Below are 26,261 nucleotides of genomic sequence, written 5' to 3'. Positions count from 1 at the left end.
CTGCGATCGGATGGCCACTGACCGGCGTTGCCCGATCAGGGAATCGGGGCGCGGCCTGCCAGCGAATCGCCCTGGCCGCGATGGCTCGCCACCACCGCGGTGACGACTGCCTGCATCAGCGCCTGGCGTTCCGGGATGGCCCGGGGCGTATCGCCGATCATGATCGCGACGGCATAGCTGCGACCATCGGGTGCCATCAGCAGGCCGACATCATTATAGCCGGCGGTGCGCCCGGCCAGATCCTGTCCGGTGCCGGTCTTGTGGCCGAAGTCCCAACCGGCCGGCACCGCGCCGTGCATCCGCTGCCGGCCGGTCTTGGACGATTCCATCGTGCTGATCAGATAATCGGTCGACTGCCTGGACAGAAGCTGGCCGAGCTTGAGCTTGGCCAGGGCGCCGGCGATCGCTGACGGCGCTGCGCCGTCCGGCGGATCGGCGACATAGCGTTCGAACGCCGCGATCCGCGCTGTCTGGGGCAGGCGGGCGCGGGCGCGGGTGAAGGCGTTGCCGAAGGCGAACTCGGGCTTCCATTGCAGCCCCGCGGTCGCGCTCTGCAACAGCTTCTCGCCCGGGCCGAAGCGGATATCGCCCAGACCTTTGCGCCGGATGAAGTCGCGCACCGCGGCCGGCCCGCCGACATAGCGGAGCAGCCGGTCGTTGCAGGTATTGTCGCTCATCGTCAGCGCGCGCCGCAGCAGTTCACCGACGGTGGTATGATAGCCGCCGTCCTTCACCAGCGCCGCGATCGGCTGATGGAACAGGGTGAAATCGTCCTTGGTCAGCGTGATCGGATCGTCGAGCGTCAGCCGGCCGCTGTCGCGATAATCCAGCACGGTCATCGCCACCCACAGCTTGCTCACGCTTTGCTGCGGCAGGCGGGCGTCGCCATTGCTCGATACCGTCCACCCCTGGTCGATGCTGCGCACCGCGATGCCGACCCGTCCGTTGAAGTTGCGACCGAGCGCGGTGACATTCGCGACCAGTGCTTCGGGCGCCCGGGGCGGCAGCTGCCTGGGTGTGGGTGGCGGGACGGGAACGACGACCTGATAGGGCGGCTGAACAGGCGCAGGGGGTATCAGGACCAGATGCCTGCTGGTGTCATGTCCGCAGGCGCAGAGCGCGGCGGCGAGAAGAGTCACCGCTACAGGCCTCGGAAAATCAAATGGTAGAATCTGTGTCACCAATCAAAGCCCCGCCCCCGGTTCGCGACCTTAAACACGGATTCTCCTTGAGGAATCCCCGGCATGCAAGCCTTGCGACGAACCGCGGCTGACACAAGGTGAAACGGTTGTCGCAGCATCGCAGGCCAGCCGGTTGAATCCATTCAGGAGTTTTACAGGCTCCCGAAAGTCGACGCGGCAGCGGATTTGTCTGCGGCAAGAGGCGCTGCCGATCCCGGAACGGCGCGGCACCGCCCGTTTACGGTACGAGGATCGTATCGACGGCTTCCGGCAACATGTCGGGATAATCGAGCGTGTAATGCAGCCCGCGCGATTCATGGCGGTGCAGCGCTGACCGGACGATCAATTCGGCGGTCTGGAGCAGGTTGCGCAGCTCGATCAGGTCGGGCGTCACGCGGAAATGCCCATAATAGTCGTTCACCTCGTCGGTGAGCAGCCGGATTCGGTGCTGCGCCCGTTCCAGGCGCTTGGTCGTCCGGACGATGCCGACATAGTTCCACATGAAGCGCCGGATCTCCGTCCAGTTCTGCTTGATGACGACTTCCTCATCCGAATCCTCGACCCGGCTTTCGTCCCAGGGGCGGATCGGGGGCGGGGAGGGCAATTCGTCCCAATGGTCGAGGATGTGGTCCGCCGCTGCCTCGCCGAACACGAAGCATTCGAGCAGGCTGTTGGAGGCAAGCCGGTTGGCGCCATGCAGGCCGGATTCGCTGCATTCGCCCGCGGCATAGAGGCCGGGCAGATCGGTCTTGCCGTGCAGGTCGATGACGATCCCGCCGCACGTATAATGCTGCGCCGGCACGACCGGGATCGGGTCCTTCGTCATGTCGATGCCGAGGCCGAGCAGCTTTTCATGGATGTTCGGAAAATGCTCCTTCACGAACTCCGGGCCGCGATGGCTGATGTCGAGATGGACATAGTCCAGGCCGAGCCGCTTAATCTCATGGTCGATCGCGCGCGCGACGATATCGCGCGGCGCCAGCTCGGCGCGCGGATCGAAATCGGGCATGAAGCGATAGCCGGTGTCGGGGATCAGCAGATGGCCGCCCTCTCCGCGCACCGCCTCGGTGATCAGGAAGTTCTTGACCTCGAGATTGTACAGGCAGGTCGGATGGAACTGCATGAATTCCATGTTCGACACCCGGCAACCGGCGCGCCACGCCATGGCGATGCCGTCGCCGGTGGCGCCGCGCGGCGCGGTCGAGAAGAGATAGGTGCGCCCGGCGCCACCCGTCGCCAGGATCGTGGCGCGCGCGGTGTACAGTTCGACGCGGCCCGTCGCCCGGTTGACGGCATAGACGCCCCAGACATGGCCTGATCCCGAATAGCGCTCCTCATGCCGTCCGGTCGCCAGGTCGATCGCGACCATGTCGGGTATCAGGCTGATATTGGGATGCGCCTCGGCCGCGCGCTGCAGTGCTTCCTGCACCGCCCAGCCGGTCGCGTCGGCGACATGCACGATCCGTCGATGGCTATGTCCGCCCTCGCGCGTCAGGTGAAGCGCATCGCCGTCGGTCGCGAACGGCACCCCCAGCTCCTCGAGCCGCGCGATGGCGGCCGGGGCACGCTCGACCACGAATTCGACGGTCTCGCGGTTGTTCAGCCCCGCGCCGGCGATCATCGTATCCTCGATATGGCTCTCGAAGGTGTCGCCCGGCTCCAGCACTGCCGCGATCCCGCCCTGTGCCCAAGCGGTCGACCCCTCGTTCAACCCGCCCTTGGCAAGCACCGTCACCTTGACCCGGTCGGCGAGATTGAGCGCTGCGGTCAGCCCGGCCGCGCCGGAACCGATGATCAGAACGTCGCTTATATGAGAGTCCGGCACACCAACTCCGTTCGTGTCGAGCGAAGTCGAGACCAGGGGCGTTCGATCCGCGTTTCCCGCGACTACGCCTGAAACGAACGGGAAAACAAGCGGTCGCTATCCGTTCGATGCGCGCGTGAGGTTCAGGAACACATCCTCCAGGTCGGCCTCGCGTGTCGAAACATCGACGATGCCGTAGCCGTCGGCCTGTACCGCGGCGAGCACTTCGCCCGCATTCACCCGGTCCTTGGCGTAGGTGATGGCGAGCGTGCGCGTGCCCTTCAGCTCGATCTTCTGGAAACAATCGGCCTGGGGTGTCGCCTTGACGTCACGGTCGACCGTCACCTCGACCAGCTTCTCGGTCGCCTTGCCGACCAGCTCGCGGGTCGGCTCGTTGGCGATCACCTTGCCATGGTTGATGATCGCGATGCGGTCGCAGAGCTGCTCGGCTTCTTCGAGATAATGCGTGGTGAGCACGACCGTCACGCCCTGCTCGTTGAGGCCGCGCACATAGGCCCAGAGCTGCTGGCGAAGCTCGATATCGACGCCGGCGGTCGGCTCGTCGAGCACCAGCACCGGCGGCGTGTGCACCATTGCCTTGGCCACCATCAGCCGTCGCTTCATGCCGCCCGACAGGGTGCGGGCATAGGCGTTGGCCTTGTCTTCCAGGTGCACCGCGCGGAGCAATTCCATCGAGCGGCGCCTCGCCTTGGGCACGCCGTATAGCCCGGCCTGGATCTCGAGAGTCTCGAACGGGGTGAAGAAGGGATCGAACAGGATCTCCTGGTTGACGATCCCGATCGATGCCTTGGCGTTGCGCGGATGCTGGTCGATATCGAAGCCCCAGATCGATGCGGTGCCATCGGTCTTGTTGACCAGACCTGCCAGGATGTTGATCAGCGTCGACTTGCCCGCGCCGTTCGGCCCGAGCAGCCCGAAAATCTGCCCGCGCGGCACCTCGAAGGACACATCGTCCAGGGCGCGCTTGCCGCCCTTGTAGGTCTTGCAGAGCGAGTCGATGACGATGGCGGCTTCAGTCATGCTTGGCCCTTAAGCTTGCGGCAAGCGCGCGCCAACCCCTCTCCCGGCGGGATAGGGAAAGGAAGAATTGCCCCTCGCGCCTGCGCTTGCTATCGCGCCACCTCATGATCGCCCCGCCCGAAACCCTCCGCGTCTCCCACCGCCGCAACGCCTGTGACGGCGCGACCGATATTCCCGGCGGCGCCGCGCTCGGCCACCCGCGCGTGTTTCTTGAGATCGACGAGCATGGTTATGTCGATTGCGGCTATTGCGACCGGCGTTTCGTGCTGATCGGCGGACCGGCCGACGGGGTCGATCAATCGACCCTCCCCGATCATCCGGCTGGCGCGAGCCTTTAACGCCCCTATATTGCGGGGCATGACCAGCCTCTCAGACCCCCGCTCCTTCCTCTATCACGATGGCCAGCTCGATCCCGCTGAGGCGCAGCGCCTCACCGCGTCGGCGCTGGCCAAGGCCGATGACGGGGAACTCTACCTCCAGTATCGGAAGTCCGAGGCGTTCGGCTTCGACGACGGCCGGCTGAAGACCGCCAGCTACGACACCCATTCCGGCTTTGGCCTGCGCGCCGTCTCGGGCGAGACCACCGCCTTCGCCCATGCGAACGAGCTGAGCGCCGCGGCGATCGGCCGCGCCGCCGAGACGATGGCGCTGATCGATCCCTCGGCGTCGGCCAAGGCTCCGCCGCCGCGCGCGACCAACCGCCATCTCTATACCGCTGCCGATCCGCTCGATCTCATCCCCTTCGCCGACAAGGTGAATCTCTGCCAGACGATCGATGCCGCGGCGCGCGCACGCGATCCGCGCGTCGCCCAGGTCTCGGTCGCGCTGTCGGGCACCTGGAGCGTGGTCGAGATCGTCCGCGCCGACGGTTTCGTCGCGACCGATATCCGCCCGCTCGTCCGCCTCAACGTCTCGATCGTGGTCGAGCAGAATGGCCGGCGCGAGACGGGCAATTTCGGCCTTGGCGGCCGCTATCTCTATGATGCGCTGATGCGGCCCGAAACGTGGAACCGCGCGATCGACGAGGCGCTGGCCCAGGCGCTGGTCAATCTCGATTCGGTCGCTGCCCCCGCCGGCGAGATGACTGTGCTGCTCGGCCCGGGCTGGCCCGGCATCCTGCTGCACGAGGCGATCGGCCATGGGCTCGAGGGTGATTTCAACCGCAAGGGCACCTCGGCCTTTTCCGGCCGCATCGGTGAGCGAGTCGCCGCGCCCGGCGTGACGGTGGTCGACGACGGCTCGATCGTGGACCGGCGCGGCTCGCTGTCGATCGACGACGAGGGCACCCCGACCCAGGAGAATATCCTGATCGAGGACGGCATCCTGCGCGGCTATATCCAGGACCGACTCAACGCCCGGCTGATGGGCGTCGCCCCGACCGGCAACGGCCGGCGCGAAAGCTTCGCCCATGCGCCGATGCCTCGCATGACCAACACCTTCATGCGCGGCGGCAACGACGATCCGGCCGAGTTGTTGAGCCGCGTGAAGAACGGCATCTTCGCCAAGAGCTTCGGCGGCGGCCAGGTCGATATCGTCTCGGGCAAGTTCGTCTTCTCCTGCACCGAGGCGTACAAGATCGAGAACGGCAAGCTCGGCGCTCCGATCAAGGGCGCGACCCTGATCGGCGACGGCCCCAGCGTGCTGACCAAGGTGACCGGCATCGGCAACGACTTCGCGCTCGACGAAGGCGTCGGCATGTGCGGCAAGGGTGGCCAGAGCGTGCCCGCCGGCGTCGGCCAGCCGACCTTGCTGGTCAGCGGACTGACGGTGGGCGGCACGGCGGTGTGATCGCCCTTCTGTGGAGCGAGGGTGAAAGAGGGAACTGAGCATGTCTGCCTGGCCCGAACTCGATTGGTTGTCCTGGCGCGAGACCGCGATCGGCCTCCAGCTCCGCACCCAGATCATCGGCAAGATCCGTCTCGCGCTGACGCCGTGGCTCAATCATAGCTGGCACGTGCCGCTCTATCTGACCGCGCGGGGGTGGGGGACGTCCACCATTCCCTGCGGCGACCATATCCTCCAGATCGACATGGATCTGATAGCTGACGAGGTCGTCTTCACCAGCAGCGATGGCGGTATGGAGACCGTCGCGCTCGCCGCCGGCAGCATCGCCGATTTCCACGGGGCTGTGGTGAAAGCACTTCGGAGCCTTGGCGTCACGCCGTCATTCGACGGCAAGCCGAGCGAGATGTCCGATGCCTTGCCCTTCGCCGACGATCATGAAGTCCGGCCTTATGATGCGGCTGCGGTGCGTCGGTTCTGGCGTGCGCTGATCCAGGCGCAGCGCGTGTTCGGCCGGTTCCGCACCGGCTTTCTTGGCAAGGCGAGCCCAATCCATTTCTTCTGGGGCAGCTTCGATCTGGCCTCGACTCGCTTCTCCGGTCGTGTGGCGCCGCGCCATCCGGGCGGCCTGCCGGGCCTGCCCGATGCGGTGACGTGCGAGGCGTATAGCCATGAGGAGGCGAGCGTCGGCTTCTGGCCGGGCAGCGATGCCTATCCGCATGCTTCCTTCTATGCCTACGCCTATCCCGCGCCGGCCGGCTATGCCGAGGCGAAAGTCGAGCCGGGTGAGTCTGTCTATAGCGTCGAGATGGGCGAGTTCCTCCTTCCCTATGACGCCGTCCGCACCGCCGCCGATCCCGATTCGGCGCTTCTCGCCTTCTGCCGGTCAACGTACGATGCCGCCGCCGATCTTGCAGCCTGGGATCGTGATGCGCTGGAATGCCCGCTCGGCCGGCCACGGGTGCCGCGCGTGGTATAGACGTCGCCTCTCCCTCTCATGGGAGGGGTGTGATACGGCAGCCGCATGGCCGAGTTCTTCGACGCCCTCAACGACGATCACCGCGCCTTCATCGCGCGCCAGCCGGTCTTTTTCGTTGCCACCGCCGCGGCCGGGGCGCGGATCAATCTGAGCCCCAAGGGCATGGATAGCTTCCGCGTGCTGGACGACAGGCGCGTGGCGTATCTCGACGTCGCGGGTTCCGGCAACGAGACCAACGCGCATCTCCTTGCCGACGGCCGCATCACCATCATGTTCTGCGCCTTCGAAAGCCCCGCCCTGATCTTCCGCATCTATGGACGCGGCATGCCGGTCCTGCCGCAGGATGATCGTTGGGCGGAACTGGCCGGCCATTTCACCCTGCTTCCCGGCACGCGCCAGATCTTCGAGATCGCGATCGATCAGGTGCAGACGAGCTGCGGCTGGGGCGTGCCGCATATGAGCTTCGACCGCGAGCGCGAGACGCTCAGCAAATATCACGCGAAATCGAGCGACGAGGAGCGCTTCGGCAAATATGCCCGGCGCACCCGCAGCATCGACGGCCTGCCGGTCCGCAACCCGACACGGGCGGCTCGATAATGGCACTGGTTGAACTGGGCCGCTTCAATCGCAACGAAGCACATATCGTGATCGGCCGGCTCGATTCAGAAGGGATCGATGCAGTCGCGCTGGATGGCAATTCGAGCATCGCCGACGGCAGCTATCTGTTCATTCCGGTCCGCGTGATGGTCGATGACGAGGATCTGGCGGCCGCACGGAAAATCCTGTCGGATACTGCCTGATTCTTGTGCAGCTGTTCGCAGCTGCACAAAAATTTACCTGCCGGTAACATTTTCTTTCGGAAAACCGCGCGGAAACGCGTGTTTTCGACTCTGGCACGACCATTGCTGATCATCCCCCGGGACTAAATCTCAACAGGGGGCGCCGGTGAAACTCATCATTGCCATCATCAAGCCGTTCAAGCTCGACGAGGTCCGCGAGGCCCTTACCGAGATCGGCGTCGCGGGCATGACCGTGACTGAAGTGAAGGGCTTTGGCCGCCAGAAGGGCCAGACCGAAATCTACCGGGGCGCCGAATACAGCACCAACATGGTGCCCAAGATCAAGATCGAGATCGTGTGCGCGGCTGACCTCGCGGCCAAGGTCGTCGAGGCGATCCAGGCCTCGGCCAACACCGGCGCGATCGGCGACGGCAAGATCTTCGTTCTCGATGTCGGACAGGCCGTGCGCATCCGCACCGGCGAAACCGACGAAACCGCGCTGTGAGCAAGGGGGCAGTGATGAAGCATGTTTTGAAATATGCCGGCCTCGGGGCTGGCCTCGGGCTCGGACTGTTCGCCGCGCTCCCCGCCTGGGCACAGGCCGCCGCTACCGCGGCGCCAGCGGTGCCGACGGTGAACAAGGGCGATACCGCCTGGATGATGACCGCCACGGTCCTTGTGTTGATGATGATCCTTCCCGGCCTCGCCCTGTTCTATGGCGGCCTCGCCCGCACCAAGAACATGCTGTCGGTGATGACCCAGATCGGCGCGGTCGCCGCGCTGGCGATGCTCGTCTGGGTGATGTGGGGCTACACCATGGCCTTCGGGCCCGATTACACCAGCGGCCTCAGCAACGTCGTGTCCAATTTCGACAAGCTCTTCCTGAAGGGGGTCAACGCCTCGAGCGTCGCGGCGACCTTCACGGCCGGCGTCGGCATACCCGAATATGTGTTCGTCTGCTTCCAGATGACCTTCGCGGCGATCACCGTCGCGCTGGTGCTCGGCTCGATCGTCGAACGCGTCAAATTCTCGGCGGTCATGGTGTTTGCTTTGGTGTGGCTCACGATCGTCTATTTCCCGATCGCGCACATGGTCTGGGCGTCGAGCGGCTATTTCTTCAAGCTCGGTGCCCTCGATTTCGCCGGCGGTACGGTCGTTCACATCAACGCCGGCGTCTCGGCGCTGGTCTTCGCCCTGATCATCGGCAAGCGCGTCGGTTATCCGACCGAGCGCATGGCACCGCATTCGCTGACGCTCACCGGGGTCGGCACCGGCCTGCTGTGGGTCGGCTGGTTCGGCTTCAACGCCGGCTCGGCGCTCGAAGCCAATGGCTCGGCCGCTCTTGCCATGATCAACACCTTTGTCGCGACCGCCTCGGCGGGCCTGTTCTGGATGCTCGCCGAGCGCGCCTCGGGTCACAAGGCATCGGCCCTCGGCTTCTGCTCCGGCATCATCGCCGGGCTGGTTGCCGTCACCCCGGCGGCCGGCAATTCCGGCCCGTTCGGGGCGATCGTGCTTGGTGCGGTGGCCTCGATCGTCTGCTTCCTCTTCGTGACGAAGGTGAAGCCGAAGCTCGGTTATGACGACTCGCTCGATGCGTTCGGCGTGCATGGCATCGGCGGTATGATCGGCGCGGTCGGTACCGCAATCGTCTATGCTCCGTCGCTCGGCGGGCCCGGCGCGGTCGACTATGACATGGGCGCCAAGATTCTGGTTCAGCTCGAGGCCGTCGGCACCACCATCGTCTGGGCTGCTATCGGTACCGCCATCGCCGTGTTCATTGCCAAGGCCGTCACTGGTGGCCGTGTCTCCCCCGAAGTCGAGCAGGAAGGCCTCGACGTCGGCGAGCATGGCGAGCGCGCCTACAACTACTGACCAGATCGGGGCCGGCCCGATGCGGTCGGCCCCCCATCATGTTCCTCCTGCGGACAACCTTAGGCCGGTGCGGCAACGCACCGGCCCTTTTTATGTCAGGCGGCTGGGCGTGTATCGCCCTCGGCGGCTTCGTCCTCTTCCGTCACGGCCTCGCCTTCCGCGTGCTGCTTGCGATAGCGTTGCGCGGCGAGCGTCGCGCCCAGGATGAAGCCGCCCGGCACGAGCAGGATGGCGGCGGCGAGGCCGAGGCGGTTGAGCGTCTTTCTGTCCATGACGCCGCGCTACATGCGAAAAGCTGAACGCGCGCCATATGAATCTGGATGATCAGCCCGCGAGATCGGCCTTCACGAAATCGGCGCAGCGTTCGCCGATCATGATCGACGGAGCGTTGGTGTTGCCCGAGATCAGCTTGGGCATGATCGAGGCATCGGCGACATAGAGCCCCTCGACCCCGCGCACGCGCAGCCTTGGGTCGCACACGGCCATGTCGTCGGATCCCATCCGCGCGGTGCCCACCGGATGATAGATGGTGTCGGCCCGGGCGCGGATCAGCCGTTCGAGCGCATCGTCGTCGTTCAGGTCGATCGGATAGCGGTCGCGGCCCTTGTGGTCGGCGAGCGGCGGCGCCTCCAGGATCCGATACATCGCCCGCACGCCCTTCTTCAGCAGTTCCATGTCGCGCCCGTCGCTGAGGAACGCCGGGTCGATCAGCGGCGCGGCGCGCGCGTCGATCGATTGAAGGCGGACGGTGCCATGGCTTTCCGGCCTAAGCACGCAAGTGTGGCAGGAGAAACCGTGGCTCTTCACCTTGGTCCGCCCATGATCCTCAAGCACCACCGGCACGAAATGCAGCTGGATGTCAGGCGCGGGCGAGGCCGGGTCGACCGTCAGGAAACCGCCCGCCTCGGCATAGGGCGTGGTCATCGCGCCGCGCCGGTGCCGCATCCATTGCAGGATCGCGCCCGCCGATTTGAGCGTGCCCTTCAGCGACTGGCCAATGAAATAGCTGCCCTTCACCTCGAACCCGGCGATATAATCGACATGGTCCTGCAGGTTCGCGCCGACCATCGGCCGGTCGATCCGCACCGCCACGCCCTGTCCGCGCAGATGCCGGCCCGGCCCGATGCCGGACAGCATCAGCAATTGCGGCGTGCCGAACACACCGCCGGCCAGCACCACCGCCCGGCGCGCCCGGATTACCTTCGCCTCGCCGTCCTGCAGATAGGCGACGCCCCAGGCGCGGCCTTCGTCGAACAGCACCCGCTCGGCGATGACGTCGGTCAGCACTTCCAGGTTGGCGCGCTTGCCGGCGCTTTCGATATAGGCGCGCGACGAACTCCAGCGCTCGCCGCCCTTCTGGGTCACCTGATAGACGCCGACGCCATCCTGCCGGGCGCCGTTGAAATCGTCGTTCAGCGGAATCTGAAGCTGCCGTGCGGCCTCGACGAACTCGATCGATCCCGGATGCGGATCGCACTGGTCGCTGACGTTCAACGGCCCGTCGCCGCCATGCCAGGCATCGGCCCCGCGCTCATTATGTTCCGAGCGTTTGAAGATGGGCAGGACCTCGTCATAGGACCAGCCGGGGCAACCCATCGCTGCCCAATTGTCATAGTCCCATTTGTTGCCGCGCAGATAGAGCATCGCATTGATCGCGCTCGATCCGCCCAGCCCGCGTCCGCGCGGCTGATAGCCGCGCCGGCCATTCAGTCCCGCCTGCGGCACCGTCTCGAACTGCCAGTTGGTCTTTGGGGTCTGGAAGGCGATGAAACCCGGAATGCGCGTGCGGAACCCGGTGTTGCGGCCCCCGGCCTCCAGCAGCGCGACGCTGTAGCGGCCGTCCTCGCTCAGCCGGCCGGCTGTTGCCGCTCCGCCTGATCCACCCCCGACGACGACGATATCGGCTTCTTCCACTGCGCCCCCTCCCGTGCCCGTTCTTTCGCGAGCCACAATTCCTTGATCGTCTCGGACGTATCCCGGCTGCCGTCGTGGCTCCACCCCGGCGGCATCACCATATAGCCCAGTTTGGCACGCCATCCCGGTGCCGCCCACACATCCTTCGCGATGCCCACCCATTCGTGGAACGCCGCCCAGACGAGGTTGAAGCTGCCCAGATTCTTGACGATGCCGTAGCGCGGGCGATCATCGTCGCGCTCGGGCTCGAAACTACCGAGCCACTTGTCCCACACGATGAACACGCCGGCATAATTCTTGTCGAGATAGCGCGCGTTGGTCGCGTGATGGACGCGGTGGTGCGACGGCGTGTTCATCACCGCCTCGAACCAGCGCGGCATCCGGTGGATCACCTCGGTATGGATCCAGAACTGGTAGATCAGGTTCAGTCCGCCGACGAAGAACACCATCGCTGGCGGAAAGCCGACCAGGAACAGCGGCAGGCGGAAGATGAAGGCGATGCTGATAAAGCCGGTCCAGGTCTGCCGCAGCGCCGTCGACAGATTATAATGCTGGCTCGAATGGTGGATGACATGGCTTGCCCAGAACCACCGCACCCGGTGTGCCGACCGGTGAAACAGGTAATAGGCGAAATCGTCGAGTACGAAGCACAGGACGAACCAGTACCAGGCATAGCCGATGTCGAAGAGCCGGTATTGCGAGAGCCACACCGCGAGCATGTACACGAACCCGCCGGTCAGCACGCCCGCCACGGTACTGCCGGTGCCCAGCGCAAGGGAGGTCAGCGTGTCCCTGGGCTCATAGCGTTTGCGGTCCTTCGCCCAGGCGACCAGCATCTCGGCCAGCACCAGCAGAACGAAGGCGGGCACGGCGTAATCGACTGGATTCGGCAGGCTCATGCCACCTGCTTACACTCTTGTCAGCGACGCTTCCAGCCCACGCACATCAGTCTCCAGCACGCCGAGCAGGGTCACGTCGCCGAACAGCCTCTCGCCGGTCCTGACGGTCACGCCCTCGACCGCCGGGCCAAGCGTCAGCGGTGCCAGCAGCCGGCGTGCGGCGACCTGCGCGCCATGGCGTTTCAGGACCGCGATCGCGCCATTGCCAGCGACGATCGCCGCGCCGCCATCCTGGCTGACCAGGGCGGCATGCGCATAGAAGCCGGCCAGCATGTCCTCGGCGATCTCGCGCGCCTCGGCGGGGCTGCCGATCCGGCTCTCGCCCAGCCGCAGCCACCGCGCGACCCCGGCCAGCGCCAGGATCGCCGCGATCGATCCGGCGAGCTGGGTCCAGTTCATCTGCCGCCCGCGAGGGCGTCGAGCATCGGCCGGATGCCGGTCAGGTCGTATCCGGTCGCCGCTGCCTTGGCCATCAGCCGGTCGGGCTGGTCGCCCATCTTCGCCCGCGCCAGCGCCCAGAGATTGCAGGAGCGTGTACCCGACCGGCAGAAGGCGAGCACCGGCCCGCCCGCCGCTTCGAGCGCCGTCACCATCGCATCGACCTGGTTGCCCGAGAAACCGGCATGGGTGATCGGGATCGCGGTATAGGAGAGCCCCGCCGCCTCGGCCGCGGCGCGGATCGCGTCGCCCTCGGGCTGGCCGCCTTCCTCGTCGTCTGGCCGGTTATTGACGATCGCGGTGAAACCGGCGGCGACGATCTCCGCCATGTCCCCGGGCAGGATCTGCGGGGCTACCGCAATAGTGTCGTCAACGGGGCGAATCTGCATGCCGAACTTGCTCCAAGGACCGTCTCCCGCCGCGGCGCGGTGGGAGGGTGATCCGCTATCGACCAGACGCCGCGGGCCGGGTCAAGCTCACCCCAGCCGCTTTCCTGAAAGGAGACGGGCGCCGCATCACGCCCCGTCCCGGATCACGGTGAGGAAGGCATCGCCATACGCCTCCAGCTTGCGGGTGCCGACACCGGTGATCCGCCCCATCGCGCCAAGCGTCGCCGGCTTCATGGTCGCCATCTCGCGCAACACTGAATCATGAAAGATCACATAGGGCGGCACCTGCGCCTCCTGCGCCAGCTCGCGGCGTTTGGCGCGCAGCGCCTCGAACAGCGGATCGCCGGTCGGGTTGGCCGCGCCGCTGCCACCGCCGCGCCGGCGCCGTTCGCGCTTCGGCGGCAGGATCAGCGCCATGCCGGACTCGCCCTTGAGGATCGCGCGCGCCTCGGGCCCGAATTCAAGGCCCCCGAAATCATTGGCGCGCAGTGCATCGCGCAGCAGCAGCGCGCGCGCCACCGGCTTGATCAGCGCTGCCTCTTCGGCGCTTGAGGCGATGCCGAACACGCCAAGCGCCTCATGCCCGTTCATCAGGCTGCGCTCGCTCGACTGGCCGGTCAGGATGCTCTCGATATAGCCGACGCCGAAGCTCTGCCCGGTGCGGAACACCGCCGACAGGAACTTGCGCGCCACCTCGGTCGCATCGACCGCGCTTGGCGGGTTCAGGCAATTGTCGCAATTGCCGCAGGTTTCCGGGCTGTCGTCGCCGAAATGCTTGAGCAGGATGCGGCGCCGGCATCCCGCCGTCTCGACCAGCGCGCCAAGCGCGGTCAGCCGGGTGCGCTCGCCCGCCTGGCGATGCGGCTCGACCTCGGCGATGCGCTGGCGTGCCTTGGCGAAATCCTCCGCCCCCCAGAACAGATGGGCGATCGCCGGGTCGCCGTCGCGGCCGGCGCGGCCGGTCTCCTGATAATAGGCTTCGATCGACTTGGGCATGCCGGCATGCGCGACGAAGCGCACGTCCGGCTTGTCGATTCCCATGCCGAATGCGACCGTGGCGACCATCACCATGTCCTCGGACGCGACGAAATCGGCCTGGTTGCGCGCGCGGACATGCGGATCGAGCCCGGCGTGATAGGGCCGGGTCGAACGTCCGGTCGCAGCCAGCTTTTCGGCAAGCTGCTCGACCGCCTTGCGCGTCTGGGCATAGACGATGCCCGGGCCCGGCTGCTCGGCGATCAGATCGGCGATCTGCCGGGTCGTGTTGTCCTTGGGGGATATCAGATAGCGGATATTGGGGCGGTCGAACCCGGCGACGATCTTGCCGTCGCGCGGGATGCCGAGCTGCTCCAGAATGTCGGCGCGGGTATGGGCGTCGGCGGTCGCGGTCAGCGCGAGGCGCGGCACATCCGGGAAATGGTCGAGCAGCGGCCTGAGCAGCCGATAGTCGGGCCGGAAATCATGCCCCCATTCGGAGACGCAATGCGCCTCGTCGATCGCGAACAGCGCGAGGGGCGCCTGCGACAGCAGGTTGCGGAAACTCTCGCCGGAGGCGCGCTCGGGCGCGACATAGAGCAGGTCGAGCTCGCCCGCCCTGAATCGACCGATGGTTTCCATCTGGTTGGTGTCGACCGAGGTCAGGGTTGCGGCGCGGATGCCGATCGCCTCCGCCGCGCGCAGCTGGTCGTGCATCAGCGCGATCAGCGGGGAGACGATAATGCAGGTCCCGTCGAGCATCACCGCTGGAAGCTGATAGCAGAGCGACTTGCCGGCGCCGGTCGGCATCACTGCCAGCGTGTTCTCACCCGCGAGGACGCGATCCACCACCTGGCGCTGGACCCCGCGGAATTCGGGGAAGCCGAAGGTGGATTGCAATGTGGGAAGCGGATCGATCACGCTGTCCCAAATAGCCTCGCCGCATCAAAAAGCCATGCAGGGCTTCGGGATATATCGCGTCCCACGGTCAGGCGGACCCGCGGCCAGGTGCCCCATCGCGATTTTCCTGCTAGCACGGGCGCATGACCGAAGATGTCCGCGACAACACCGCCGCCCACCGTTTCGAACTGGTGGTCGACCGCCATTTGTCTTTCAGCGACTATACGCTCGACGGCGATATCATCACCTTCACTCACACCATCGTCCCTCCCGCGCTGGAGGGGCACGGCGTGGCGAGCCGGCTGATCTCCGGCGCGCTCGCCCAGGTCCGCGCTCGCGGGTTGAAGGTGCGACCGGTCTGCACGTTCGTGAAGGCCTATATCGAGCGCCACCCTGAATGGCAGGACCTGCTGGCCGAACCAACGGCCTGAGGATCATTCGGCGGCCAGCGCTCCCTCTTCGCGTTCCTGGGCCTGGCGGTTCCACATCTCGGCATAGAGCCCGTCCTGCCGCAGCAGCGCCGCGTGGCTGCCCCGCTCGACCACCCGGCCCGCCTCAAGCACGACGATCTCGTCGGCATCAACCACGGTCGACAGGCGGTGTGCGATCACGATGGTGGATCGGCCACGGCCGATATCCTCAAGCGTCGCCTGGATCTCCGCCTCGGTTCGGCTGTCGAGCGCGCTGGTTGCCTCGTCGAGGATCAGGATCGGCGGATTCTTCAGCAGGGTTCGGGCAATCGCCACACGCTGCTTCTCGCCGCCCGACAGCTTCAGCCCGCGTTCCCCGACCCGTGTTTCATAGCCCAGAGGCTGGCGCTCGATGAATTCGGCGATCGAGGCGCCGCGCGCGGCGCGCTCGATTTCGTCCTGGCCAGCACCCTCGCGGCCATAGGCGATGTTATAGCCGATCGTGTCGTTGAACAGCACCGTGTCCTGCGGGACGATGCCGATCGCGGCGCGTAGCGAATCCTGCGTGACGCCAGCGATATCCTGCCCGTCGATGGTGATCCGCCCGCCGGTCAGGTCGTAGAAACGGTACATCAGCCTTGCGAGCGTCGATTTGCCGGCGCCCGACGGGCCGACCACCGCCAGCGTGTGTCCGGCGGGAATATCCAGGTCGATACCCTTCAGGATCGGCTGGCCGTCGTCATAGCCGAAGCGGACATCCTCGAACCGGACGTGCCCGGCGCCGACGACGAGCGGGCTCGCGCCGGGCGCGTCGACAACCTCGGACGGCGTGTCGATCAGGTCGAACATCGCGCCCATGTCGATCACCCCCTGACGGATCGTGCGATAGACCATGCCGAGCAGGTCGAGCGGCCGGAACAACTGGGAGAGCAACGTGCTGACCAGCACGACATTGCCCGCGGTATAGCGCCCCTCGCTCCAGCCCCATACGACCAGTGCCATGCCGCCCGCCATCATCAGGTTGGTGATGAGCGCCTGGCCGATATTGAGCCAAGCGAGCGAATTCTCGCTGATCACCGCTGCATTGGCATAGGCGGCGATGCCCTCGTCGTACCGCTTGGCCTCGCGCTCCTCGGCCCCGAAATATTTGACCGTCTCGAAATTCAGAAGCGAATCCACCGCATGCGCTACCGCGCCGGTATCGAGATCGTTCATCCGCGCCCGCAACGCAGCGCGCCAGTCAGTCACGATCCGGGTGAAGACGATATAGGCCGCGACCATCACCACGGTGCCGACGACCAGCCCGGGACCGAATTTGGTCCAGAAGATGCCGAGCACCAAGCCAAGCTCAAGCACCGTCGGGGCGATGTTGAACAACAGGAAATAGAGCATCGTGTCGATGCTCTTGGTGCCGCGCTCGACCACCTTGGTGACGGCGCCGGTGCGCCGCTCGAGATGGAAACGCAGCGACAGCCGGTGGAGATGCCGGAACACCGCCGCCGCCAGCCGCCGGGTTGCCTCCTGCCCGACGCGCTCGAACACAGCGTTGCGCAGATTGTCGAACACCACTGATCCGAACCGGGCGGCGGCATAGCCGATCACCAGCAATAGGATCAGCGTCGTCGCGCTTCGGTCGCCTGCGCCCATGCCATCGATGGCGCCCTGCAGCGCGAACGGCGCGCCATAAACCTGGACCAGTTTCGACGCGAGTACGAGCAGCAGCGCGACCACGATGCGCAGCCGCAGCATCGGCGCGTCGGCCGGCCACAGATAGGGCAGGAAGCGCCGCAGCGTCGGAATCAGCGGGCGCTCGATGCGGGTTGGTTCGGTCATGGGCGGCATTGCGTCCCATATAGGCGGCCGGCCCCCGATCGGAAGCATTTCACGGAACAAGAGTCTCGTCTCGTCGATTGATACCTTGACTGGGAGCCGAAGCATGGAACCGTTCTACTTCGTCATGGCGATCATGGGATGTGCTGACGGTTCGGCCCAATGTGCCGAGGCGCGGGTCGTGCCGGTACGCTATGCCACGGCCGCCCAATGCCAGGCGGCGATGCCCGCCATGCTCCAGCGCAACACCGATATCGACTATCCGGTGATCAGCGCGGCATGCCGTTCGAATCGCCCGCAGCTCGTCCAACTGGATCCGCAGCGCCGCGGCGGCTGATAGCGCCTTCGCTCTGGGCCTGTTACGCTATCCGCTACAGGTGGCGGGACGATCGATGCGCAAGATTCTGAGCATAATATTGGGCGCGCTGGCGGCGATGCTGGTCGTTTCCGCCTTCGATGCGCTTGCCAGCTATCTCTATCCGATGCCCCAGCTGGAAAGCGATGACCCGGCGGCGCTCGCGGCTGTCGTCGCCGGCATGCCGATCGCGGCCAAGCTGCTCGTCGCGGCCGGCTGGTTCGCCGGTCCTTTCGCCGGGGCCTGGCTGGCGCTTCGTATCAGCGACTGGCGCATGGCGGGGCGGATCGTCACCGCGGTGGTGCTCGCCGGCAGCATCGCCAATATCGTGATGCTGCCCCATCCGTTCTGGATGCAGGCCTGCGCGGTGCTGTTGCCGCTATTGGGCGGCGCGCTGGGGATATGGTCGCACCGCAAGCCCTATCCGGGCGAGCCGTTACTCGGCTGATCCGTTCCCGGGTTCGCGCACGATCGGCAGCGACCAGCGGATCTGGGCGCGCAGCAGCGATTCAAGCTCTTCCGCGCCCATCTGATGCGCGGTCGCGCGCTTCTGCAGCAGCGTTGCGAGCAGCGACGCGCGGCTCGGCGGTTCAGCCGGCCTGGCGCGTCCCTGCGCAAGCGCACGGGAGAAGCGGTGGGAGAGCATGGTCATGCATCAAGGCCTAAGCCCGGATGGTATCGTGACGGTCACCGGAAAAGGTTAGCGCGGCCTTGTCCACAAGTTCGGGTCGCGCGGCACCGGCGGATACAGCGTCCGTCGTCCGATTGCCTCCCGCGCTGCCCGGGCGATCATGGCGATCTTGGCGCCGGTGGAGGTCGTGACACGGCGGTCCCACGCATGCTCTCCTCGCGCGGCAACCTCCCGGCCGATCGCGCCGTAGATTCCTGCCGCCGCCAGCACCGCCCAGGCCGATCGCAGCGGCAGGGCAGGCGTCCCGGCCCGTGCGCTCGCCTCGAATGCCTCGGCGCGCGCCGCCAGCCGTTTCGCCAGCACCGCGAGCCGCTGGCGAAAGGGGGGCTTCATATGCTGGCCAGGCGGGATATCCATTTCCACCAGCCATTCCACGGGCAGGTAACAGCGCCCGACCCGGTCATCCTCCTCGATGTCGCGCGCGATATTGGCGAGCTGGAACGCCATGCCGAGGTCGCACGCACGATCGAGCGTCGCCTCGTCCCCGGGCGGTACCCCCATCGCCACCGCCATCATGCACCCGACCGCCCCGGCCACATGATAGCAATAGGTATAGAGGTCGTCCTCGCTGCGGGGCCGCCAGTCCTCCGCGTCGAGCGCGAAACCGGCGATGAGGTCGCGCGCGAAACGCGGCGGCATTCCCGTCTCGGCCGCCACGATGCGCAGCGCATCGAAAGCCGGGTCGCCGACCTGGTGGCCGGACAATGCCGCCTCGGTCATCGCCGAGATGCGCGCGAGACGCTCGGGCGCGTCGTCGACCCGGGTCATGCCGTGGCCGTGATCCTGGCCATCGGCGATATCGTCGCATTTCCGGCACCAGGCATAGAGCAGCCAGGCACGCTCGCGAGTCCTGCGATCGAACAGCCGGCTCGCCGTCGCGAAGCTCTTCGATCCGCGGGCGATCGATTCAGCCGCCGTCGCGACGATCGCGTCGCGGCCTGGCAGCGTCGGGCTCACAGGTCCGATTTGCGCATCTTGGTGATGGTCTCGATCGGCACATGCGCCGCCATCTTGGCGAGCAGCCCGTCGAGCCCGTCGTCGATGATCAGGATTCCCTGATGCTGCGGCCGCAGGAAGCCGACCTCCCCCATCTTCGCGTAAAAGGCGATCAGATGGTCGTAATAGCCGGCCACGTTGAGCAACCCGACCGGCTTCGCATGATAGCCGATCTGCGCCCAGCTCAGCGCCTCCCACAATTCGTCCATCGTGCCGGTGCCGCCGGGTAGGTTGATGAAGCCGTCGGACAGGTCGGTGAAGGCCTGTTTGCGCTGGTGCATCGTGTCGACGACATGAAGCTCGGTCAGCCCGCGATGCGCCACCTCGGCTGAGACGAGAGCCGTCGGAATGATGCCGATCACCTCGCCGCCCGCCTCGATCGCGCCATCGGCGACGGCACCCATCAACCCAAGCCGGCCGCCGCCATAGACGACGCCGATGCCGCGTCCGGCAAGGGCGCGGCCGACGGCGCGGGCTGAATCGATATAGACCGGGTCGGCCGGCGTGGCTGACCCGCAATAGACGGCGAGACGCTTCACAATTCCTCCCCGGTACGGGGATGGGAACCATGCGAAGCATGGTGGAGGGGGGCTTCGGCAGGCGAAGCGCTGGTGGTGCTCCCCCACCACCATTCGCTGAAGAAGCGAATGGTCCCCCTCCCCGTGCCGGGGAGGATTTGAAAAGTCATCGCAATGGTCCTTCCAGCATCAACGCAGCCGTCGCCTTGGCGCTTCCGACGACCCCCGGAATCCCCGCGCCCGGATGCGTGCCAGCACCGACGAAATACAGGTTCGCGATCTCGTCGTCGCGATTGTGCACGCGGAACCAGGCGCTCTGCGTCAGGATCGGCTCAAGGCTGAAGGCGCTGCCGAGATGTGCGTTCAGGTCGTGCGCGAAATCGTTCGGGGCATAATGGAACTTGGTCACGATCCGGTCATGGATATCCGGGATCAGCCGCCGCCCGACCTCGTCGAGGATGCGCTTCTCCAGGATCGGCCCGATCTCGGCCCAGTCGACCGGGAACTTGCCGAGATGTGGCACCGGCGCCAGCGCGTAGAAGGCCGAATGCCCCTCCGGCGCAAGGCTCGGATCGGTCACGGTCGGATGGTGCAGATAGATCGAGAAATCCTCCGGCAGCACGCCGGTGTCGTACAGGTCGGCGAGCAGGCCTTTGTAGCGCGGGCCGAACAGGATCATATGGTGCGGGATGCCGGGCCAGGTGCCCTTGATTCCGAAATGCACCACGAACAGCGACGGAGAGTAGCGCTTTCGCTCAAGCCGGTTCTTCGTGCGCTGCGCGCTGCGCGACGTCTTCAGCAGGTCGCGATAGACATGCATGACGTCGCCATTGCACGCGACCATGTCGGCCTTGCCTTCCCAGCCCGACGCGGTGATCACGCCGGTCGCCTTGTCGCCCAGCGTCTCGATGCTCGTCACCGGATCGTCCAGCCGCAGCACGCCGCCCAGTCGCTCGAAATGCGCGACCATCCCGGCGACGAGCTTGTTGGTGCCGCCCATTGCGAACCATACGCCGCCGTCGCGCTCGAGCTTGTGGATCAGCGCGTAGATCGCGCTGGTCGTCATCGGGTTGCCGCCGACGAGCAAGGTGTGGAAGCTCAGCGCCTGGCGCAGATGCTCGTCCTTCACGAAGCTCGACACGATCGAATAGACCGACCGCCACGCCTGGTATTTCGCCAGCGCCGGCGCCGCCTTGATCATCGAGGCGAAGTCGAGGAACGCGACATGGCCTAGCTTCACATAGCCTTCCTGATAGACTCCGGCCGCGTAGTCGAGGAACTTGCGGTACCCGGCGACATCCTCCGGATTCAGCCGGGCGATCTCCGCCATCAGGATGCTGTCGTCATTCGTATAGTCGAAGCTGGTGCCGTCGGGCCAGGTGAGCCGGTAGAAGGGCAGCACCGGGGCAAGCGTCACATCGTCCGCCATGCTGCGCCCGGTCAGCGCCCACAGCTCCTGCAGGCAGGCCGGGTCGGTGATGACGGTCGGCCCGGCGTCGAAGGTGAAACCATCCTTCTCCCAGACATAGGCACGCCCGCCCGGCTTGTCGCGCGCCTCGACGATGGTCGTCTCGACGCCGGCCGATTGAAGCCTGATGCCGAGCGCGAGGCCACCGAAGCCCGCGCCGATGACGATGGCCGAACGATTCATGTCGGGCTCCGCCTGGCGACCGGACGGATCGCCGGGCCGATGACGGCGTCAAAAGCGCGGCCGATGGGTACGGGTGGCTTGCCCATCAGGACACGGGCCTTGTCGGATAGGGTCGAACGTCCAGCATAGAAACGGCCTATAAGACGGGGATCGAGCCGATAGAAGCGCTCGAGGATACGATAGCGTTCGGCTGGCTCGGCTGCCTTGAACAGCATCTTGTCGAGCATGCGGTAGAAGCCGCGCCGGCGCCAGGTCGACCGGGCCAGGCCATAGGTCAGGTCGTGCAGTGCCTTGCCCGACAGGTCGCTCGTTCCGGCGATCAGCGATGCGGTCCGCACCGCATCGGGCAGCGAATAGCCGGTGGTCGGGTGGAACAGCCCGGCGCGCATGCCCGCCTTGGCGACCTTGTTGCCGCCGCTGCGCCAATATTCCTCGAAATCGCCGCCCATCGCGACCGGCAACACGCCGGCCTCTTCGCGCGCGACACGGTCGACCCGCCAGCCGCGCGTGCCGACATAGCTGTCGATCCGTCCGGCCAGTATTGTCCGGTCGAGCTCGGGCGTGTCGCTGTAATAGGTGTCCTCCACGAACATCCGGGTCGCGGCGAACGGCAGGCAATAGACGAAGCGATAGCCGTCGATCTGCTCGACGGTCGCGTCCATCACCATCGGATTCGGCGCGCCATGCGGTTCTTCCAGGTGGCATTCGCGCCCGAGAAATTTCTGCCAGCCAAGCTCGAGCAGCGCCAGGTCGCCCGGCCCGCGCGCGTCGATCACCCCCTTGGCCTCGATTCGCTCGCCGTCGGCCAGCACTACCGCGGTCGGGCTCGCGCCAAGCACCTTGCGCCGGGTCATCAGCGCGCCCTCGGGCAGGGCGGCGCGCACCACCGCGTCGAGCCGTTCGGATTCGATCGAATAATAGGCCGCGCCCAGCGTGCGGCGGTGCGCCGGGAAGGCGATGTCGTAGCTCTTCCAGCCATAGCTGATCAGCGGGGCGACGATCCAGCGGTCGGCATCCGCCACGTCGCTGGCGAAGAAGGACCAGACATGGTTGCCGCCGACCCCGTCCGATCCCTCGATCAGCCTGACGTCCAGAGCGGGATGCCGCTTCTTGAGCGCCAGCGTCACCAGCCCGCCGGCCAGCCCGGCGCCGACGATCGCGATATCGCAGGAGGGAAGGGCGGGCATGCGCCCGTGCCTACCCGATTCGCGCGTTCCCGCAAATCGGGCAGGGGAGATGTTTCAGGCGGCTTCGCGCAACGGCATTTCAGTGGCCATCGCCAGCGCCACCGAGGGGCGCTTGCGCATCCTGCCGCGCCAGCCGAGCAGTACCGGCCAGTCGGCGATCGGCATCCCGGCATATTCGCACCAGTTGAGCACGCTGAGCAGATAGGCATCGGCCACGCTGAAGCTGTCGAGCAGATAGTCGCTGCCGTCGAGGCGGCTCGACAGCAGGTCGAACCGTTTCGCGGCCAGCTCGCGCGCCCAGGCCTTGGCGCCCTCGGGCGGCGCGCTGCTCATCAGCGGCGCGAACACTGCCTTGTGCAGCTCGGTCGAGATGAAATTGAGCCAGCGCATCATCTGATAGCGCTCCTCCGTATAGGGGGCGGGCGCCAGCACGCCCTCGGCGGCGAGATCGGCGATATAGGTCAGCACGGCGGGCCCCTCGGTCAGCGCAAGGCCGCCGACCGTCTCCATCGCGGGCACATAGCCCATCGGGCTGATCGCGCTGAACGGGCGTCCGTCGGGCAGGCGGCCGCCCGGCAGCACCTGGATGAACTCGGCGTCGAGCTCTGCCTCCTCGATCGCGATCCGCGTCGCGAGCGAGCAGGCGAAGGGAATGAAATAGAGTTCATGGGGACCTCCCTGGGCCTTGGTTGATTTTCGTACCGTTTCGCATAATATATATTCAAGTCAACTATTCTTTGCGAAACGGTACATAATTTGTCACAGCGCCCCCGCGGCCGGCCGCGCAGCTTCGATGCGAACGTCGCCCTCAAGGCCGCGTCGGAACGGTTCCGCACCCATGGTTTCGCCGGCACCTCGCTCGACGACCTGGCTGAGGCCACCGGCCTTGCCCGGCCGAGCCTCTACGCTGCGTTCGGCGACAAAAGGTCCCTGTATCTCGCGGCGCTCGCGCGGCTGACCGATCGGGTCGAGCGTTCGTTCGTCACGCTCGGCGGCTTCGCGTTGCCGCTGCGGGAAATGGTCGAACGCATGCTGCTCGGCGCGATCCAGGGCTATATGTCGGGGGAGAAGGGGCCTTCGGGTTGCCTGCTGATCGGCACCGCCACGGCCGAGGCCGCGGCCGATCCGGAAGTCCGCGCCGCGCTCTGCGCCTTCCTGGCGATGGAGGATCGCTGCATCGAGGAACTGCTCGCGGCCGCCGGCAGTACCCGGCCGGCCGCATCGGCGGCGATCGTCGCCTCGGTGCTCCATTCGCTCAGCATCCGCGCCCGCGCCGGGGAGCCGCGCGAATCGCTTGACCGTATCGCGCGCGATTGTGCCGCGATGATCGTCTGAACGCATGACGCGCCGGGCGTTCGGCGTATAAGGCGCTGCATGACCGTCGCCATCGCCATCCTGCTCTCCGCCGTCGCGATGTCGGCGATCGTCGGGGTGCGCTACCTGATCGTCAGCGGCGCCTTCGCCATGGCGACCAGGGTCAGGCATCCTGGCCTCTATGCCGGGCTCGATCCCCAGATCAGGCGCGAGATCGGGTGGAGTCTCGCCTCAGCCGCGATCTACGGCGTGCCGGCCGGCGTGATCGCCTGGGGCTGGCAGAATCGCGGCTGGACGCTGATCTATAACGATCTCCATGCGTTCCCGCTCTGGTATTTGCCGCTGTCGGTGCTGCTGTACCTGATGGCGCACGATACCTGGTTCTACTGGACTCATCGCTGGATGCACCTGCCCCGGCCGTTCCGCATCGCCCATGCCGTCCACCATGCCAGCCGCCCGCCGACCGCCTGGGCGGCGATGGCGTTCCACCCGATCGAGGCGGTCACCGGCGCTGTGGCAATTCCGCTACTGGTGTTCGTGATTCCGATTCATGCCGGCGCGCTGGCGGTGGTGCTTGCGGTCATGACGCTTATGGGGGTTACCAACCATATGGGGTGGGAGGTTTTCCCTGCGTTCATGTGGCGGGGGCGAATGGGGGCGTGGCTCATCACCGCGAGCCATCATCAACGCCACCATGAGCATTATGGGGGGAATTATGGGCTTTATTTCCGGTTCTGGGACCGGCTGTGCGGCACCGATCGCGGCGTCGGCGATTTCGCGCGCGACCATGCCCGGGCCAGGAGCAAGGCGGTTCTGGGCAAAGCGCCTGGGTCTGGCGCTCACGGCGATGGCGCTGCTGCCGGGGGCGATGCCGGTCTCTGATCTGTCGCTCGACGTGGCGAAGCTGCGCTCGACGCGCGGCATGATCCGGATCTGCCTCACTGCCGATCCCGCCAATTTCCCCAAATGCACCGACGACCGGCGCGCCGTGACGCGCTCCGTTCTGGCCACCACTCACGACATCAGCTTCGACGGGCTGCCGCGCGGCGACTATGCCATCGCGGTGATCCATGACGAGAATAGCAACGGCAAGCTCGATACCTTTGCCGGCATCCCGCGCGAGGGCTTCGGCTTCTCGCGCAACCCGATCATCACCTTCGGTCCGCCCAGCTTCAAGGCGGCACGCTTCACCGTATCGGGTGATGCCGATGCGCAACAGGTGAAGATGCTTTACCTTCTCTAGGATCACGCGGCGGACCCAAAGCGATGCGGGCGGCGTTTCCCCGGTCCGAGATCCGGCCTGGAGTATTTTCGTGATATCGCAAAACCATATCGCCCTTTCGCTCGCGACATTGCTTGCCTGCACCGCAGCCCCCGCCTTCGCGCAGGATTCGGCCGGCCCGCCTTCTCCGGCGCCGCTGCCCGTCGAAACGGTCGAGCAGAACCGCAACAGCCTCACCATCGGCGGCGGTGTCGCCTATCTGCCGAGCTATGAAGGGTCGAACGACTATGTCGTGACGCCGGCGTTCGCGGCGCGGGGCAAGCTTGACGGGTTCAGCTTCTTCACGCGCAACACCCAGTTGTACGTCGACCTGATCCCCAATCCCCCCGGTCCGTCCTTCGATCTCCAGCTCGGGCCGATCGCCGGTCTCAACTTCAACCGCGTCGGCCGAATCGTCGATCCGCAGGTAAAGGCGCTCGGCAGCCGCAAGGTCGCGCTTGAGGCCGGCGGGTTCGTCGGCATCGGCAAGACCGGCCTGATCACCAGCGACTATGACAATCTCACCGTCCGCGTCGCCTATGTCCACGATCTCAGCAATATCTATCGCAGCTATGTGATCACCCCGTCGATCGAATATTCAACGCCGCTCAGCCGCAAGGCGTTCGTCGCGCTCTCGGTCTCGGCCGACTATGCGGGCACCGGCTATGCCCGCGCCTATTTCGACGTGGATGCCGCCGGATCGGCGCGCAGCGGCCTGCCGGTGTTCAGCGGACGCAAGGGTTGGAAGGATCTCAATGTCGGGCTCGTCGCCGGCCGTTCGCTCACCGGCGATCTGCTTCATGGTCTGGGCATCTACGTGACGGGTTCCTACACTCGCATGCAGGACGATTTCGCCGCCAGTCCGGTGACCAGCATCGCCGGCAGCCCCAATCAATGGCTCGGCGCGATCGGGCTCGGTTACACCTTTTGAGGCGGACTGTGTCGGCTTGAGCGGGATTGGCCGTTAACGGTTGTTGATGTCGGCCGGGTAGATCGGCTACCGGGGTGCAGAAACCGGCTGGAATCGGTTCGCCCGACCGCTGCAAATGGTTGGGGCCGGTGGCCAAATTCTTCTCGCGCGTGCGGGAAATC

Annotated in this window: 30 protein-coding genes; 14 read left to right on the top strand and 16 right to left on the bottom strand. The window is 66.0% G+C overall.

Annotation, left to right across the window (positions count from 1 at the left end; all coding sequences use genetic code 11):
* Positions 1–35 precede the first annotated feature (35 nt).
* The 3 genes from bla to NDN01_RS21070 form a co-directional block, all read right to left on the bottom strand.
* Complete coding sequence (gene bla, locus NDN01_RS21080) at positions 36–1,139, bottom strand: class A beta-lactamase (protein WP_272623854.1); 1,104 nt, start codon at positions 1,137–1,139, stop codon at positions 36–38.
* A gap of 280 nt (positions 1,140–1,419) precedes the next feature.
* Positions 1,420–3,006, bottom strand: a complete 1,587-nt coding sequence (nadB, locus tag NDN01_RS21075) for an L-aspartate oxidase (RefSeq protein ID WP_272623853.1) — start codon at positions 3,004–3,006, stop codon at positions 1,420–1,422.
* 96 nt (positions 3,007–3,102) lie between these two features.
* The gene (locus tag NDN01_RS21070; RefSeq protein WP_272623852.1) at positions 3,103–4,026 is read right to left on the bottom strand and encodes an ABC transporter ATP-binding protein; all 924 of its coding nucleotides are present in this window, start codon (positions 4,024–4,026) and stop codon (positions 3,103–3,105) included.
* Positions 4,027–4,130: 104 nt separating this feature from the next.
* Here NDN01_RS21070 and NDN01_RS21065 point away from each other — a divergent pair, with 104 nt between their 5' ends.
* The 7 genes from NDN01_RS21065 to NDN01_RS21035 all read left to right on the top strand — a co-directional run bounded on the left by NDN01_RS21065 (position 4,131) and on the right by NDN01_RS21035 (position 9,441).
* Complete coding sequence (locus tag NDN01_RS21065) at positions 4,131–4,364, top strand: zinc-finger domain-containing protein (protein ID WP_272623851.1); 234 nt, start codon at positions 4,131–4,133, stop codon at positions 4,362–4,364.
* A 19-nt stretch (positions 4,365–4,383) separates the two neighbouring features.
* Complete coding sequence (gene tldD / locus NDN01_RS21060; protein ID WP_272623850.1) at positions 4,384–5,814, top strand: metalloprotease TldD; 1,431 nt, start codon at positions 4,384–4,386, stop codon at positions 5,812–5,814.
* A 40-nt stretch (positions 5,815–5,854) separates the two neighbouring features.
* The gene (locus NDN01_RS21055) at positions 5,855–6,787 is read left to right on the top strand and encodes a DUF5996 family protein (protein WP_272623849.1); all 933 of its coding nucleotides are present in this window, start codon (positions 5,855–5,857) and stop codon (positions 6,785–6,787) included.
* Between the two features lie 45 nt (positions 6,788–6,832).
* Positions 6,833–7,384, top strand: a complete 552-nt coding sequence (locus NDN01_RS21050; protein ID WP_272623848.1) for a pyridoxamine 5'-phosphate oxidase family protein — start codon at positions 6,833–6,835, stop codon at positions 7,382–7,384.
* Positions 7,384–7,587, top strand: a complete 204-nt coding sequence (locus tag NDN01_RS21045; protein ID WP_272623847.1) for a putative signal transducing protein — start codon at positions 7,384–7,386, stop codon at positions 7,585–7,587. The genes NDN01_RS21050 and NDN01_RS21045 overlap by 1 nt, the downstream gene beginning before the upstream one ends.
* Before the next feature lie 145 nt (positions 7,588–7,732).
* Positions 7,733–8,071 (top strand): P-II family nitrogen regulator, encoded by a 339-nt coding sequence (locus tag NDN01_RS21040; RefSeq protein ID WP_272623846.1) that lies wholly within the window; start codon positions 7,733–7,735, stop codon positions 8,069–8,071.
* A 14-nt stretch (positions 8,072–8,085) separates the two neighbouring features.
* The gene (locus NDN01_RS21035) at positions 8,086–9,441 is read left to right on the top strand and encodes an ammonium transporter (protein ID WP_272623844.1); all 1,356 of its coding nucleotides are present in this window, start codon (positions 8,086–8,088) and stop codon (positions 9,439–9,441) included.
* 95 nt (positions 9,442–9,536) lie between these two features.
* Here NDN01_RS21035 and NDN01_RS21030 read toward each other — a convergent pair whose 3' ends face one another.
* The 6 genes from NDN01_RS21030 to recQ form a co-directional block, all read right to left on the bottom strand.
* Positions 9,537–9,713: a hypothetical protein gene (locus tag NDN01_RS21030; protein WP_272623843.1), complete on the bottom strand. Its 177-nt coding sequence runs from the start codon at positions 9,711–9,713 to the stop codon at positions 9,537–9,539.
* Positions 9,714–9,765: 52 nt separating this feature from the next.
* Positions 9,766–11,355 (bottom strand): GMC family oxidoreductase, encoded by a 1,590-nt coding sequence (locus NDN01_RS21025; RefSeq protein WP_272623842.1) that lies wholly within the window; start codon positions 11,353–11,355, stop codon positions 9,766–9,768.
* Positions 11,289–12,254, bottom strand: coding sequence for a sterol desaturase family protein (locus tag NDN01_RS21020; RefSeq protein ID WP_272623839.1), 966 nt, complete (start codon positions 12,252–12,254; stop codon positions 11,289–11,291). Before NDN01_RS21020 ends, NDN01_RS21025 begins: the two co-directional genes overlap by 67 nt.
* Positions 12,255–12,263: 9 nt before the next feature.
* A complete protein-coding gene (locus tag NDN01_RS21015) occupies positions 12,264–12,653 on the bottom strand; it encodes a hypothetical protein (protein WP_272623838.1) in 390 nt (129 codons plus the stop codon).
* Positions 12,650–13,081, bottom strand: coding sequence for a TIGR01244 family sulfur transferase (locus tag NDN01_RS21010; RefSeq protein WP_272623837.1), 432 nt, complete (start codon positions 13,079–13,081; stop codon positions 12,650–12,652). The genes NDN01_RS21015 and NDN01_RS21010 overlap by 4 nt, the downstream gene beginning before the upstream one ends.
* Positions 13,082–13,207: 126 nt before the next feature.
* Positions 13,208–14,977, bottom strand: a complete 1,770-nt coding sequence (recQ, locus tag NDN01_RS21005) for a DNA helicase RecQ (RefSeq protein WP_272623835.1) — start codon at positions 14,975–14,977, stop codon at positions 13,208–13,210.
* A 122-nt stretch (positions 14,978–15,099) separates the two neighbouring features.
* On the opposite strand from recQ, the gene NDN01_RS21000 reads away from it, so the two are divergent.
* Positions 15,100–15,387 (top strand): GNAT family N-acetyltransferase, encoded by a 288-nt coding sequence (locus tag NDN01_RS21000; protein WP_272623833.1) that lies wholly within the window; start codon positions 15,100–15,102, stop codon positions 15,385–15,387.
* Positions 15,388–15,390: 3 nt separating this feature from the next.
* On the opposite strand, the gene NDN01_RS20995 is transcribed toward NDN01_RS21000, so the two are convergent.
* Entirely contained in the window at positions 15,391–17,208 is a 1,818-nt protein-coding gene (locus tag NDN01_RS20995) for an ABCB family ABC transporter ATP-binding protein/permease (protein ID WP_272623831.1), read from the bottom strand.
* A gap of 94 nt (positions 17,209–17,302) precedes the next feature.
* On the opposite strand from NDN01_RS20995, the gene NDN01_RS20990 reads away from it, so the two are divergent.
* Positions 17,303–17,533, top strand: a complete 231-nt coding sequence (locus NDN01_RS20990) for a hypothetical protein (protein WP_272623829.1) — start codon at positions 17,303–17,305, stop codon at positions 17,531–17,533.
* Positions 17,534–17,588: 55 nt separating this feature from the next.
* On the top strand, positions 17,589–17,999 hold the full coding sequence (locus NDN01_RS20985) for a hypothetical protein (RefSeq protein WP_272623827.1): 411 nt from the start codon (positions 17,589–17,591) through the stop codon (positions 17,997–17,999).
* On the opposite strand, the gene NDN01_RS20980 is transcribed toward NDN01_RS20985, so the two are convergent.
* The 6 genes from NDN01_RS20980 to NDN01_RS20955 all read right to left on the bottom strand — a co-directional run bounded on the left by NDN01_RS20980 (position 17,988) and on the right by NDN01_RS20955 (position 23,176).
* Entirely contained in the window at positions 17,988–18,203 is a 216-nt protein-coding gene (locus tag NDN01_RS20980; RefSeq protein WP_272623825.1) for a hypothetical protein, read from the bottom strand. The genes NDN01_RS20985 and NDN01_RS20980 overlap by 12 nt on opposite strands.
* Positions 18,204–18,251: 48 nt before the next feature.
* Positions 18,252–19,199, bottom strand: a complete 948-nt coding sequence (locus NDN01_RS20975; RefSeq protein ID WP_272623823.1) for a phytoene/squalene synthase family protein — start codon at positions 19,197–19,199, stop codon at positions 18,252–18,254.
* Positions 19,196–19,777 (bottom strand): TIGR00730 family Rossman fold protein, encoded by a 582-nt coding sequence (locus NDN01_RS20970; protein ID WP_272623821.1) that lies wholly within the window; start codon positions 19,775–19,777, stop codon positions 19,196–19,198. The genes NDN01_RS20975 and NDN01_RS20970 overlap by 4 nt, the downstream gene beginning before the upstream one ends.
* 145 nt (positions 19,778–19,922) lie before the next feature.
* Positions 19,923–21,407 carry a phytoene desaturase gene (locus NDN01_RS20965; protein WP_272623819.1) on the bottom strand — a complete coding sequence of 495 codons (1,485 nt, stop codon included), beginning with the start codon at positions 21,405–21,407 and terminating at the stop codon, positions 19,923–19,925.
* The gene (crtY, locus tag NDN01_RS20960; protein ID WP_272623817.1) at positions 21,404–22,594 is read right to left on the bottom strand and encodes a lycopene beta-cyclase CrtY; all 1,191 of its coding nucleotides are present in this window, start codon (positions 22,592–22,594) and stop codon (positions 21,404–21,406) included. The genes NDN01_RS20965 and crtY overlap by 4 nt, the downstream gene beginning before the upstream one ends.
* 54 nt (positions 22,595–22,648) lie before the next feature.
* Entirely contained in the window at positions 22,649–23,176 is a 528-nt protein-coding gene (locus NDN01_RS20955; protein WP_272623815.1) for a glutathione binding-like protein, read from the bottom strand.
* 174 nt (positions 23,177–23,350) lie between these two features.
* Between NDN01_RS20955 and NDN01_RS20950 the strand changes: the two genes are divergently transcribed.
* The 4 genes from NDN01_RS20950 to NDN01_RS20935 all read left to right on the top strand — a co-directional run bounded on the left by NDN01_RS20950 (position 23,351) and on the right by NDN01_RS20935 (position 26,100).
* The gene (locus NDN01_RS20950) at positions 23,351–23,929 is read left to right on the top strand and encodes a TetR/AcrR family transcriptional regulator (RefSeq protein ID WP_272623813.1); all 579 of its coding nucleotides are present in this window, start codon (positions 23,351–23,353) and stop codon (positions 23,927–23,929) included.
* A 39-nt stretch (positions 23,930–23,968) separates the two neighbouring features.
* A complete protein-coding gene (locus NDN01_RS20945; protein ID WP_272623811.1) occupies positions 23,969–24,790 on the top strand; it encodes a sterol desaturase family protein in 822 nt (273 codons plus the stop codon).
* Positions 24,777–25,151: a DUF2141 domain-containing protein gene (locus tag NDN01_RS20940; protein ID WP_272623809.1), complete on the top strand. Its 375-nt coding sequence runs from the start codon at positions 24,777–24,779 to the stop codon at positions 25,149–25,151. Before NDN01_RS20945 ends, NDN01_RS20940 begins: the two co-directional genes overlap by 14 nt.
* A 70-nt stretch (positions 25,152–25,221) precedes the next feature.
* Positions 25,222–26,100: a MipA/OmpV family protein gene (locus NDN01_RS20935; RefSeq protein WP_272623807.1), complete on the top strand. Its 879-nt coding sequence runs from the start codon at positions 25,222–25,224 to the stop codon at positions 26,098–26,100.
* Positions 26,101–26,261: the final 161 nt, after the last annotated feature.

The organism is Sphingomonas sp. QA11 (assembly GCF_028473665.1).
Classification (GTDB): domain Bacteria; phylum Pseudomonadota; class Alphaproteobacteria; order Sphingomonadales; family Sphingomonadaceae; genus Sphingomonas; species Sphingomonas phytovorans.
The sequence above is the reverse complement of the archived record's forward strand: the minus strand, read 5'-3'. Positions and strand labels throughout refer to the sequence as shown.